Origin of the sequence: Brevibacillus migulae, from assembly GCF_004521915.1 — a bacterium.
GTDB lineage: Bacteria > Bacillota > Bacilli > Brevibacillales > Brevibacillaceae > Brevibacillus_F > Brevibacillus_F migulae.
Window position 1 is genome coordinate 109,108 of the sequence record NZ_SDKD01000007.1, and the last position, 11,996, is coordinate 121,103.

14 protein-coding genes and 1 riboswitch are annotated in these 11,996 nt (G+C 49.5%); of the genes, 4 read left to right on the top strand and 10 right to left on the bottom strand.

Translation table 11 applies throughout. The annotated features are described in order from the left end of the window. Positions 1–133: 133 nt before the first annotated feature. Together EIZ37_RS10115 and EIZ37_RS10120 are read right to left on the bottom strand one after the other, a co-directional pair. On the bottom strand, positions 134–2,047 hold the full coding sequence (locus EIZ37_RS10115; protein WP_134684481.1) for a stalk domain-containing protein: 1,914 nt from the start codon (positions 2,045–2,047) through the stop codon (positions 134–136). Between the two features lie 13 nt (positions 2,048–2,060). Continuing rightward, positions 2,061–3,068, bottom strand: a complete 1,008-nt coding sequence (locus EIZ37_RS10120) for a S1C family serine protease (RefSeq protein ID WP_205683816.1) — start codon at positions 3,066–3,068, stop codon at positions 2,061–2,063. A gap of 121 nt (positions 3,069–3,189) precedes the next feature. After that, positions 3,190–3,275: riboswitch (cyclic di-GMP riboswitch) on the bottom strand. A 453-nt stretch (positions 3,276–3,728) separates the two neighbouring features. On the opposite strand from EIZ37_RS10120, the gene EIZ37_RS26725 reads away from it, so the two are divergent. Next, positions 3,729–3,890 (top strand): hypothetical protein, encoded by a 162-nt coding sequence (locus tag EIZ37_RS26725; protein ID WP_407921134.1) that lies wholly within the window; start codon positions 3,729–3,731, stop codon positions 3,888–3,890. Between the two features lie 64 nt (positions 3,891–3,954). Here EIZ37_RS26725 and EIZ37_RS10130 read toward each other — a convergent pair whose 3' ends face one another. The 4 genes from EIZ37_RS10130 to EIZ37_RS10145 all read right to left on the bottom strand — a co-directional run bounded on the left by EIZ37_RS10130 (position 3,955) and on the right by EIZ37_RS10145 (position 6,418). Further along, entirely contained in the window at positions 3,955–4,236 is a 282-nt protein-coding gene (locus EIZ37_RS10130; protein WP_134684483.1) for a hypothetical protein, read from the bottom strand. A gap of 222 nt (positions 4,237–4,458) precedes the next feature. Next, positions 4,459–4,800 carry a YolD-like family protein gene (locus EIZ37_RS10135; RefSeq protein ID WP_134684484.1) on the bottom strand — a complete coding sequence of 114 codons (342 nt, stop codon included), beginning with the start codon at positions 4,798–4,800 and terminating at the stop codon, positions 4,459–4,461. Further along, positions 4,797–5,180, bottom strand: a complete 384-nt coding sequence (locus EIZ37_RS10140) for a hypothetical protein (protein ID WP_134684485.1) — start codon at positions 5,178–5,180, stop codon at positions 4,797–4,799. Before EIZ37_RS10140 ends, EIZ37_RS10135 begins: the two co-directional genes overlap by 4 nt. Further along, a complete protein-coding gene (locus EIZ37_RS10145) occupies positions 5,177–6,418 on the bottom strand; it encodes a DNA polymerase IV (protein WP_134684486.1) in 1,242 nt (413 codons plus the stop codon). Before EIZ37_RS10145 ends, EIZ37_RS10140 begins: the two co-directional genes overlap by 4 nt. Positions 6,419–6,675: 257 nt before the next feature. Here EIZ37_RS10145 and EIZ37_RS10150 point away from each other — a divergent pair, with 257 nt between their 5' ends. After that, positions 6,676–7,221, top strand: coding sequence for a YdcF family protein (locus EIZ37_RS10150; RefSeq protein WP_134684487.1), 546 nt, complete (start codon positions 6,676–6,678; stop codon positions 7,219–7,221). Here EIZ37_RS10150 and EIZ37_RS10155 read toward each other — a convergent pair. The 3 genes from EIZ37_RS10155 to EIZ37_RS10165 form a co-directional block, all read right to left on the bottom strand. Then, positions 7,218–7,595: a YunG family protein gene (locus tag EIZ37_RS10155; protein ID WP_407921131.1), complete on the bottom strand. Its 378-nt coding sequence runs from the start codon at positions 7,593–7,595 to the stop codon at positions 7,218–7,220. The genes EIZ37_RS10150 and EIZ37_RS10155 overlap by 4 nt on opposite strands. 116 nt (positions 7,596–7,711) lie before the next feature. Further along, on the bottom strand, positions 7,712–8,509 hold the full coding sequence (locus tag EIZ37_RS10160; RefSeq protein ID WP_235827947.1) for an alpha/beta fold hydrolase: 798 nt from the start codon (positions 8,507–8,509) through the stop codon (positions 7,712–7,714). A 189-nt stretch (positions 8,510–8,698) separates the two neighbouring features. Continuing rightward, complete coding sequence (locus tag EIZ37_RS10165; protein ID WP_328591352.1) at positions 8,699–9,214, bottom strand: GNAT family N-acetyltransferase; 516 nt, start codon at positions 9,212–9,214, stop codon at positions 8,699–8,701. 123 nt (positions 9,215–9,337) lie between these two features. On the opposite strand from EIZ37_RS10165, the gene EIZ37_RS10170 reads away from it, so the two are divergent. After that, on the top strand, positions 9,338–10,888 hold the full coding sequence (locus EIZ37_RS10170; RefSeq protein WP_134684489.1) for a hypothetical protein: 1,551 nt from the start codon (positions 9,338–9,340) through the stop codon (positions 10,886–10,888). 237 nt (positions 10,889–11,125) lie between these two features. On the opposite strand, the gene EIZ37_RS10175 is transcribed toward EIZ37_RS10170, so the two are convergent. Beyond that, positions 11,126–11,602 carry a divergent PAP2 family protein gene (locus EIZ37_RS10175; protein ID WP_134684490.1) on the bottom strand — a complete coding sequence of 159 codons (477 nt, stop codon included), beginning with the start codon at positions 11,600–11,602 and terminating at the stop codon, positions 11,126–11,128. A 152-nt stretch (positions 11,603–11,754) separates the two neighbouring features. Here EIZ37_RS10175 and EIZ37_RS10180 point away from each other — a divergent pair, with 152 nt between their 5' ends. Continuing rightward, on the top strand, positions 11,755–11,976 hold the full coding sequence (locus EIZ37_RS10180) for a hypothetical protein (protein WP_134684491.1): 222 nt from the start codon (positions 11,755–11,757) through the stop codon (positions 11,974–11,976). Positions 11,977–11,996: the final 20 nt, after the last annotated feature.

Consider the following 11,996-nt stretch of genomic DNA (forward strand, 5'->3'; position numbering starts at 1 on the left):
CCTGTATATCTTTTTTCTTTATCAATACAACCAAATCCTTCGTAAGGAGAGGGGAAAAGCTATGGCTGGCTGGCAGTTAGGATGTCAAAAAGGACTCCTCGTTTTCACGAAGAGTCCCCCTGGCTGTTTTGAACTATTCCAATACCTTAAAGGAGTTAAGTGCGTTTTCAATTCTCTTTTTAAGGACTTCCGTATTCATTACTTCCTTCACATTCCATCCGAACAAATACGTATATTTTCCTTTGCGGAAGATATACCCTTCTCTCACAATATCGACGCCTGCTATTTCGAAATGAAAAACGTAATGAGTCCCTTCAACCCCTTGGATCGTGACTCTTTCGTTTTTTACTATTGAAAAATGTTCACTTTTCTCTTCTTGAAGTATCTTGAGAAAACCATCCCGGACTTCTGAGTAACTCTCCGGTGTAGGGAACACATTGAAATTTCCACCGTCAAAAACAAACGTTGTAAATCCTTCGCCATTGGAACTTCTGTCTTCTTTCCAATATTCAGGAACATCAATGGAATATTTATATTTGCTGTCTTTTACCGTAATCACATTCTCCCTGTTAAACAGATCATCGTCCTGAATCGTCCCCAGGGAAGGGTTCATTTTCGCTTCATTGATCGAAAGCGAGTTTTTGATGGTATTGATCCTTGCCTTGATTTTTGCCGGATCTTCGTTCTTGTTGTAGCCAATCTCGATATAAAACTTGTACTTGCCCTTATACAAATAGATATCGTGCTCCGGATACATGTTGACACCATCTGGCGTCTCATACTCTCTTTCTTTCGCTGTCACGCCGGCGACGGTAGTCGTCTCGATGTTGCTGTCGACTTCCAGATACTTATCCACAAAAAGCTCCCGGTACAGCTGCTCATGCTTGGCGACCCAGTCGTCCAGGGTATCCCCTTCGTTATACGAGCTCACCTTGATTCGAAGCCACTCCATGTGATCTTCACTGTAAAAATGGGCATAATCATTCCGATCGTTTTTGATCCACTCCACAGGAACTTTGACTCGCAAGCCAAAGTCTTCGTAATCGAACCAGCGATAACCATTTTCCACGTTGGACAAATCTTTGATCGAATGATCCGCTTGATTGTAGCTGGTAACAAAGCTGTCCAGCAAGTCCTTGAAGCTTCTGTATTTCGCAGGATTTTTATAATCAGCTTCATCCTTGACCGTTAACATCACATGAAAGATCTTGTCGCCCATTTTGTATGCACGATTCTCACTGATATACCCATCTTCATCCTTGGTGACGGATTTGGCATAAGACAGGCTTCCTTCTGTCACGTAGCCTTTGGACAATATCGTGTAATATTCGTCCTCCGTCAGCCACTTCACCAAGCCATCATTGGACATGTTCTCCGGCTGGTCTTTGAAGATGCTGATGTCCAGCCAGTAGCTATCTTTGTTGTCTTTAAAAGAGATTTGATCTCCTTCATGGCTTTGATAGCTTTTGATCAAGCCGGTCGGATACTTCATGGACCAGCCCATGTAGCTGTCGCCGATTTTGGTTTTCCCTAAATCGGAATCAAGCTTTGTCGTCGCTTGGCTGTTGCTTTCCTGACTTGCCCCTACCAGCATGATTTCACCGGATTGCGCGTTTTCGGTAACCGTAATCCCTAATTGTGTCGCTACAGCAATAGGCACCATCGTCTTTCCATTCTTGATTTCCGGTGCGGCAGGAAGCGCCACTGCTTTTCCATTTACCGTACTATTTTTATTGCCTGCTTTTAACGTCATCGACTTGCCGCCGTACGATACGGTGATGGTTTGCGTCTGGTTGTCCCATTGCTGCTTTGCGCCGAATGCCGATGTGAGAAGACTTAGCGGGATCATTTTGGCGGTATTGGTTGCATAGGGCTTTTCGATCGGGGTTGCACTCCCGTTTACTGTCGCATTCGCTACGCCTATCTTCACCTTCACCTCAACTTGGCCTGCAGCCGAAGTATTTGCGAATACCGGTGTTCCAAATACGAGCGTTGGGATCATACAGCTGGCAATCAATGCGTTCTTCCATATTTTTTTGGTCATCATGAATCCTCTTTTCTTATTTTTTCATTTCACCGAATTGCACCGATCTCTTGACGATATCACCCTGTGATTGTGTGACCATCTCCACTTTCTGACCGGGCAGATACTTTTTCAGCAGCTCATTAAAATCGACGAGAGAGGTAACCGCCTGATTATTGATCGAATAAATGACATCGCCCGGCTGGATGCCAGCAAGAGCGGCAGGTGACCCTTCCTCTACAAGCGTGACACGAAGCGGTTCCTTTGTGGGCAGCCCTACCACAGCAGCCCAGCTTTCTTCCAGATCCGCTCCAAAATAAGGGCGCTTCACTTTTCCATAGGTAAAGAAGTGGCGCATTACGTATTGAACCGTGTCGGAAGGAATCGCAAAGCTTAGATTGTCTATCCCGACTGATACGAACTTGAGCGAGTTGATCCCGACAACCTCTCCTCTCAGATTGACCAATGGCCCCCCGCTATTTCCCGGGTTTACGGCTGCATCGGTCTGCAAAAGCCGATAGGTTGAATTCACCGAACGGTTTGCCCCGCTGATGATTCCCGCTGATGCAGAATTTCGCAATGTGAAGGAGATCGGTGTTCCAATGGCGACGACCGTCTCACCGAGCTTGAAATTGTTCGGTGCGGCAAATTTGGCTGGCACCAAGCCATACGCTTGAATTTTGACCAAAGCCAGATCGCTTTCTTCATCCATATGTGTCACTTTTCCATCGAATTGCCTGCCGTCCAAAGTAACGACAGTCAGATTGGCCATATCTTTGACAACGTGGGCGTTCGTCACAATCCAGCCATCTGCTTTGACAACCACTCCGGTGCCATGCGCAAGATTAAACCGTTCCTTTTCATAATCCGTTCCCGTTGGTTTTCCGATGATGGCTACCACGCTCGGTGAAGTGCGTTGGATCACTCCGGGTATATCGTAGGTTACGGCCGTTTGAGTTGTTCCCGCTGCGTTGGCAAACTGCCCGAAAAACAGGGTCACCAGCAGGATACTGCTGATCGCACTAAAGGCTACTCGATAAAACATGGGTGTGCATTCCTTCTTTCTTGAGTAAGTATCGATAAATAAATAAAAGAAAAAGGCTACTTCCATGAAAGATGGAACTAGCCTTAGTGATACCACATAAAAAAGTGCACCGAGGTACTTTTTCGGTAAACTGGCTGTCATAGTTCTTGGAACCTTAGACCCATAGCTTTGCGCCCCCCATTTTCAAAGGGTTTGCCATTGTCGAAAGTAATGTGATTGTAAATTTTTTAAGCAGAAATTAACTTCAACTAGTAATGATTATAGTAATATTTTCTTATTTTCACAAAACATCTTTTCCGACATTTTTCGACTCCACTGCCAATGCCCTAGGGCTATGTACCTTCTCCTGATTACCATTGATATCCATTCGATGATCCGGATTTTGGACTGCCGCTCACATTCAGCTGTTTACACAGGATTAATTCCCTGTATTTGCGGGAAAATAACTAGAAAACCTTCCCATCTCTCAAAAGCAGGTGACGATATGAAGCGGCTGTTTCTCCTTTGTTCTTTTCTCATCGTGTTTTCCCTGACTGCCAGCGGGTTAGAGGCCCGCGAAGAGAACCGTGAGCAACTGCTGGAAGATTTGGTTTTCGCCAGCTTTTTTCCTCCGATCACCCAGGCGATGATCGCTCATTATCCTATCTGTTTGAAATCACGATCGAGGTCGAGACGTTTGAAGGACCTCACAATCCACCTTATGACCTTGTGACCATCCGCTTCCGCAATGATGATGCAGCCGGTTGGCGCGTTACTGATTTCAAGGCGAAACGGCTCACGGCTGAGGAGCATCGGCTCCGCCCCTGCCGCGCTCCGTTGTAATCGGGTTCTCATGAAAAAAGGTCCTCTTCCATATTCCACTGGAAGGGACCTCATCTAGTTGTTCTTACAGCGTTGCCACTTTTTCCTTTGCTTTGGTCAAAATATGGTGACCGACCGGCAATCCCTTAGCGGCCAACTCTTCTTCGGTCAAAATGGAAAATGTCTCTTTCTTGCAAGGCATCGGCATTAATCCGCCGAATGGGCTCATCATCTTGCCATTCGTATCTGTCTCAATGACAACATACAACCCTTTGCTCTCCAGCTGCTGGACAATCTCCGTCCAGTGCTTTGCGGTCATACAGTCCGCGTGCTTGGTCAGGATCGTGCCCATTTCTTGTGCCAACATGTTTTGGTTTCTACCCCTTTGAATGATCTGTATATGATAGTGAAAAGCGATATCCCTACGATACAGCCAAAACCCTCGTGGAAGCAAAAAGCAATTAAGCGGGAAATCGGTGAAAAACGGCGAATTCCTTGCTCTTTTCATGCTTCATTCTGCTGCCTCGCTCTGGCTCATCACTTTTCACTGCGGGGCTTTGTTTTTTACGATTTGCTTTTCCCGCGTTTCTTACTCCACTCGTGCGCCCAAAACCGCTGAAAAACGTATCCAGATCGTTTCCTCGTCTGTCTGGAGCTTGAGCCGGCGCGTTCCCTGATCCACATGGAGGATGATTCCTCTGCGTTCTCGCGCGAAGGTACCGTCATAATAAGTCAGGCGCAGCTGCTCCCGCTCTTGGTAAGCCGTCCAGAGCTGCTCGCTGATCTCTGCCTGCTGCTGCTCATCCAGCTCCGGCGGCACGTAGCGGCGCTGCTCCTCCTGAATCTGCAAATACAGCTCCCGATGCTCCGGCAGCACAAAGCGGCTGGCTGCAAACAGATTTTGCTTCTTCGATACCGTGCGATTTCTCATCGTGATCCCTCTCTTCGCTGTTCTACCCATCTGTCCACGAGCTTCTGGCATTCCGCCCGCAATACCTCGATCGAGTACACGGCCTCCCGGTAATAACCGCGCTCACGAAACCGAACCGCATAGAAGCTGCCCTGCTTTTGCGTGCCCGCAAACTCATAGCCGTTCTGTCGCAGCGTCGCCTTGATCCGGTTGTGCTCCCGCTCCGCCCAACGCGACAGATCCTCCAATACCGCGCGATACGAAATTTTCAAAGGCTGCCGACTGAGCAGCGCCAGATCCCACATCGCTGCCTTGAACAGCATGCCGTGCAGGATGCATTCCCGCAACAGCTCCAGCCATCTCTCGTTGTCCGTCTGTGTCACCTGCTGCTTGTCGATCATTTATAATGCCCCCCGATTTTGCGTGCGCGCTCCTGTGCCTGCCCAGCACTGAGCAGCGAGGATGCCCGCAAAATCGCAGCATTTCCATACTTGGCACGGATGCTGTCCATCACATACGCGAGGGATCGCTGCCGCTCTTTATCGGCAAAAAAATCAAGCTGGCACACGTCATCCTCGGTCAGCTGTCCCAGATGCACGCCCACGCTGCGCACCGGCGTATGCTGCCAATACCGTTCAAATAGACGGCAAACCGCCTTGTACAGCGTCATCGCATCATTGGTGCAGTCATCCAGCTTCATCTGCCGCCAGAAGCCGGTATGCGTATCGAAATCGGCTCCCCGGCAGCCCACGGAAACCACTCCGCCCATCAGCTGCTTGCTGCGCGCCCTGCGGCACACTTCCTCGCACAGCTCCAGCAAGACGACCTTGATCTCCCGCGCCGTATGGTAATCGCGCGGCAGCGTCATATGATGCCCAATCCCCTTTTGCAGATCATGTGTCTTCGGGGAGACAGGCGAGTCGTCCAGTCCATGGGCCGTCCGCCAGAGAACCTCGCCATTCACTCCCCAGCGGCGTGTCAGCACAGCAGGCGACATTTCCGCCATTTGACCAATCCGGTAAATCCCCATCATGTGAAGATGGCGCTTCATCCGCGAGCCGACGCCAAACAGCTTTTCGATCGGCAGCGGCCATAATGTATCATGGAGCTTCTCTTTTTCCAGCCAAAAAATGCCTTTTTCCTGCTTCTTTGCAAAGTTGTCACATGCCATCTTGGCCAGGATCTTGTTCTCCCCGATGCCGATGCGGCAAATCACGCCGGTCTCCAGCCGTACCCGCTCGCGGATCGTCTCCGCCAGCTTCCAGGGGTCGCCAAAGAGCGAGAGGCTGCCCGTCACATCAAGGAACTGCTCATCGATGGAATAAGGCTCCACCAGATCCGTAAACGATTCAAAAATGCGGGTGATTTGCAGGGACGCCCGAATGTACATCTCCATCCTCGGCTTCACCACCACCAGATCGCGGCACTTTTGCTGCGCCTGCCACAATGCCTCCGGCGAAGCCACTCCGTATGATTTGGCAATCGGACACGCGGCCAGAACCACACCGCTCCTGCGCTCGGGATCCCCCGCTACGACAACCGGTTTGCCCTGCAAGGAAGGGTTCGCTGCTTTTTCAATGCTGGCATAAAAACTTTGCATGTCGGCAAGGAAGATAATCCGCTTGCTCTGCATGCCCATTCCTCCCGCTACAGAAAATCGAACAGACGTTCTGTTATTAGTATAGCAAACAAACGTTCGCTTTTACACCTGTCGCATGAAATTTTTCTGGCGGAAATTGTTTCCAAACAAAAAAGCCGCCGCACACCTAGGCCTTCGCAAACAAAAACGCAGGCACAGCTATGAACGAACGGCCAATAAACAAAATGATAGGAAATATGTTACATTCGTCTTGTAGAGTTGCCCTTCCTACCACAAGCAAAGATGGAGCTGATAAAATGTCTACGTATACCGCCATTTCCGATTTCCTCTTCGCGCAACGCAAGCACATCTTTGTTCGCCCTGATCTCGTGATCTACCACCCCGGGCATTATACCGAGTTAAATGACCAAATCATCCAACTTTACCAACACGAAGGATTTTCGAAAATCACCTTATCTTCCGCGCCAAATCGTTTTCTGCACGGCAAGTCAGAATATGAAGTACATAAACCAATCCTCGTGGAAGGCGGGATCCCGGAACACGACATCATCCATATTACAGAAGGATCCTCCATGGAAGAGATCGTGAAGTTCTCCTTTCACATTCCCCTTCAGCAAGGATTCCACTACAAAACAGTCTTATTAGCCGGAAAGGCCTTTTTTATGAGGCGGTTTTTCATGCTCAGCGAAACATATGCCCCTGAGGATTCAGTCATTGATGTGCTGGGGCTGAAAGACAATCGCAACATCACGAAAGATCATTGGATGCATACCGAGACAGGGATACAACGAGTAAGCGGGGAACTTGAAAAAATAGCGCGGCTCTTGAAAGAGACACGCTAAAGATCCCTATCAATCAGGGAAGAAGCATTCCACATCTGCAGAACACTCTGTCTTAAATACTGATACTGTCGATCGTTCGTGTCCGAAAATGCCTCATCTCTCGTGGCAAGCAGATCATCGTAACGGATGGTTTCAGCAAATTGCGATTCGGTAAAGTCATAGCGCCGCCCATTGATGACATTATAATAATGCCACCCAACAGGCAGTTTGGTTTTCACGAGTTGCCCACCAAGCAGCTCCTGGACCACCAGTGAGGTTACCCCGCACTGTCCCATCGCGGGATTCTGCGGGGTCCATTTGCTGCTTGATTGCAATGACCAAGTTTGAAACAAAATCTGTTTCAATCTGTGGATGTCATGTTCGGTGTCCATCATCTGATCGTATCCTTTCCAACCATGTCCACACGAGAGCACCCAGTTCCGCCCAAGCGGATCTGAAGCGTATCTGAAAAGCTGTCTATGATTGGACTGGCTTTACCGCAATAAGAGTATCAATCCCTTACATAATAACTTCGTAGGAATTTCTGAATTTCCAGATTCATAGATTGTTTGCCTTCCGCAGATGGAAAATGCCCCATGTCGTAAATATGGCTGGCTCTCAGATTGGGTATGATTTTATTAGCCTGCATTTGTACGCCTTCACCTGGAAAAAACAGATCGTGCTTGCCAGCAATCAACAGGGTGGGAGCGGAATACCTCGTAAGCTCATCCTTTTCAGCGATTTTAGGCATGTCATGTTCCAACGCTACCGATTGAAATATCTCGCCAATAATCCATTTATCTGTCTCACTCATATGCCCGGCTGACATGGAATCGGCGATTTTCTGCAGCGCTCTTTGGGATGAAGTAAGCTTAAAGCACAGCAAGGGCAGCAGCACATGTTGGATCATGTTCATTTTAGAGCCAAGATGAATGCCGGCGGGCGATACCAATACTGAGCAAGCAATTCTCTCCGGCATATGGGCAGCTACCCTTAAAATGATCCCTCCCCCAAAGGAAGGTCCGATAAAGGCGCAGCTCTCCCATCCGTAATGGTTTTGGATATCCATCACCCACAGGGCAAAACTTTCATCTTGAGCGGAAATTCGCGTTTCATCACTAAAACCTGGATGTCCGATTGTGTCGGGAGCAATGACCCGGTAGCCGTTTAACAAAGGCGAAAACCATAGTAACGTCATGGGATTCAGGCAATTTCCACCCTGCAGGATGATAAGAGGCTTCGCATCACGGGGCCCCATCTCCAAAACATGCGTCCGTCCAAACCGTGTCTCTACAAATGTACGCTCCACCTTTGTCTCCAGAAGAGGTAGGTACTGGTTATACCTTGTGAGTAAGGATTGTTTTCCACGTTCACTTTTATAAATCGTGTTCCTTCCCATCTTCCATTCCCCGTTCCAACATGGTGAAATTCATTTTGATTGTTCCTCTTCTCGCTTAGTGATCAGGCTCTCCCCGCCTTTATCCCAAGACTCCAGCCATCAGACAGTTGCCAACTCCTTATAATAGATAACCGTTCCGTCCATCTGCCCATTTGCCGATCGCGCAAAGCGGGGAATCCGCCCTGCCTCCACGTATCCCAGCGATTGATAAAGCAGGTTGGAAGGATCTCCTTCACGCGTATCGAGCACCAGAAGCGACCGTCCGTCTTCGCGTGCTGCCGTTTCTGCTTCCAGCATCAAGCGCTTGGCCAATCCATTGCGCCGGGCCGTGGGATGCACCATCAGCTTCGCGATTTCCGCGCGGTGCTTTCCATTATCCTTCATGCACAGATGCAGCTGGACCGACCCGACCGGCTCCTCGCCGCGATAGACCACCCACAGTTTTACGTCCGGGGACAGCACCCCCTTCCAATAGCCGGCTGCCTCTTCCTCGCGCAAAGGCGGCAAAAAGCCGATCGACGCCCCGTCTCCCACGACATCGATCAATAAGCGGGCCAACGAACCATACATATCATCGGTCAGTTCATGCACTTCTGCCAATCTGAAATCTTGCAGCAATCAAATCTCTCCCTTCCCTGTCCTTATGAACCTATCTTACCAGTTTGCGGAAAAATGGAAACACTCCTTCTTTTCATCCGTCTTACAGGAAGCAAAACTTTCCAAAGGGGTAAGGACGATATGAAAAAACCGTTTTTCACGGTTGTTACACTGCTTTTGGCGGTTGCGCTGGCGTCGTGTTCCCCACCCGAAGACCGGCCCAACGCCACCGGACAAACGCCACCGCCCAAAAATGAGGAACAGACACCTCCAGCCGCTCCAGAAACCCGGCAGAACAGCGGCAGCACCGTATTTGTGCCGCTCAATCCAGCGAGCATGGAAGAGCCCGCGATAATCATCCTCAACGAAGAACAGCGCCTGCGTTCCCCGATTACCACCGTTGTAGCTCCCCAGCCACAGACCTACACATTCCTTTTCAAGGAAGCAATGGATCGCGCCTCTGTCCAGCAAGCATTGGAGCAAAATGCGCAAAAACAGACAAAAGAGGATCCAAGAAACATCGTCCCGCAGCTCTCCCTCCAATGGATTCATGACCATAAACTGGAGGTGACGGTGAATGTCCCGCAAGCGAATGTGCCTGATTTCGGCAACCGCGCCTATCGACTGGATCTGAGCGGAGCCAAGACCGCCAGCGGGAAAACCTTGACCGAGGCGCCTTTCTTTCACGCGGTGCTTTACGCTCCACCGCAGCTATGGCGCATTTCAACGGATGGCAAGCATAAAGAAAAGCTGCACAGCTTTGAAAAACCGTATTATTCGATCACCTCATTGGATCGAGACAGCCGTTACCTGATCCTAAGCCGTTTTGGCGAGTATTGTGAATGCGATGCAGACTATGAGCGGCTGTACGCCCTCTTTGACCGGGAGCAAAAGAAACTGACTCCCTATCCCTTCGAGCTGAGTACCCATTACAGGGGGCCGGGAGCATTTGTTGTGGACACACGAGGCTTTTTCTACAAAAAGCCTGCACCGGATAAGCTTATTCCCAAAAGCGATACAGCCATCGAGCTCCAAATGAAAGCGTTTATCCATGGCGCTGCTCTCAGCCTGGACCGGCAATACGTACTGATGGCCGTTGGCGCCCCAACGCAAACGAGCGACTTGGATCTGCTCCTTTATCACGTCCAGACAGGCGCGCAGCAGCGGTTTCCAAAAGCGTTGAAAGGATCGGTCCCCCAAAGCGAATTAAATGGCGAGCCACTTCCTGTCATCTTTCAGGACAATGGGAAACAAGTGACCTTCACGATGCAAAAAGAGGGAGAATACAAAGAAATTCGCTACCTGTTTGATTGGCAAAGCGAAAAAGTCAGCCCCTGGAACCCGCCCATTCCCGACAATGCCTATTCCGGTTATACGGCTTCTGATGACGGAGCCTACCACCTCTTTGCCAATGGCGGGCTCTTTCGCGGGGATCAATCGATTAACAGGGATCTATGGGAAGGCCATTGGATTGCCGGCACGCACAAACTGGTCTATAAGGACTATCGGCATGATGGACCTGCCGATTCGCCCTACAGGGAACAGCTCAAGCTGTATGATGCGGATCGTCTGACAACTACGATTCTCGCCGACAATCTCTTCATCCAATCCAATGTGGTGGGAGTAAGCCCCGATGGCAAGTGGATCTATCTGCAGAGCCACGCTGACCTGCTGGCTCCAATGGGAAAATGACTCGAAAAAAGAGAAGCAGCCGGCAAACACAGCTGCTTCTCTTCATTCCGGAAATACCCGGTTCCGATTTTATTGGGAGCGGACGGCTCTGTCTGCGTTTACTCTTCCGTAGAGCCAATAGGTTCCCATTCTCATGCCAGCAATCAATCGTGGTAACAATAGCATTCTGGATTTGCCCATTTGTCCATCCCTGCGCATTAAGCGGACTCTCCCCGCTTCAAGGCGAAGCCCGGTTTCCTAAAACAGCCTGCGTTTTCTTTTTCCGGTAAGATAACTGAGCATTCCAACCAACACTCCATAAGCAGCTCCGGCTACTACCTCCGAAGGCAAATGACCCAAGCGCTCTTTCAGCTCTTTTTCCCTTTTTCGGTAACTGGATAATTCGGGGTGACTTTCCGCCAGCTTTTCAATCGATTCCTCCAGGTCATTGACGACAATTGCCGTTTCCCCGGCATGTCTGCGGACTCCCGAAGCATCATACATCACGATCAGACCTAACAGGGCAGCAATCGAGAAGTCGACCGATTGAAACCCTTTTTTCAAGCCGACATAGGTAGCCAGGGAAGATACCCCTGCCGAATGAGAACTCGGCATGCCTCCGGGCGTAAACATCGTGCCGATATTCCATTTCCCCGTTTGCATATATTCAAAGGGGATCTTCAACAATTGCGCTGTAATGACGGAAAACAATGAGGTTTTTAGCGCACGATTCATGATGCCCAACCCCCTTCCAGGTTCACAGTTGTTCAGGGGTAGTATTTGTCCCCTTACCATCCTTTACTCAAGACCACACCATTCACGGATGGATGGACTGCACGTCGATAGGGGAACTTATGCATACATACCATCATGAAAGAGGTGTATCCATGAACGAGGAAACGTATCAAGAAAACGATCAAGATCAAGGTAAAGACCAAGACCAAGACCTGCAAGCAGGAGACGAAACCACCCTGATGGGCGATGACACCGAAGCCTTGACAGGAAACACTCGCATGTTTGAACAAATGCGCAATGTTGCTCAAGTCGCCAGAGATGCCTTTCCCGAGCTGATTGATTACTATGATCCGGAAAAAGATGAAATTGTGTAAGACAAGATTGAATAAAAGCC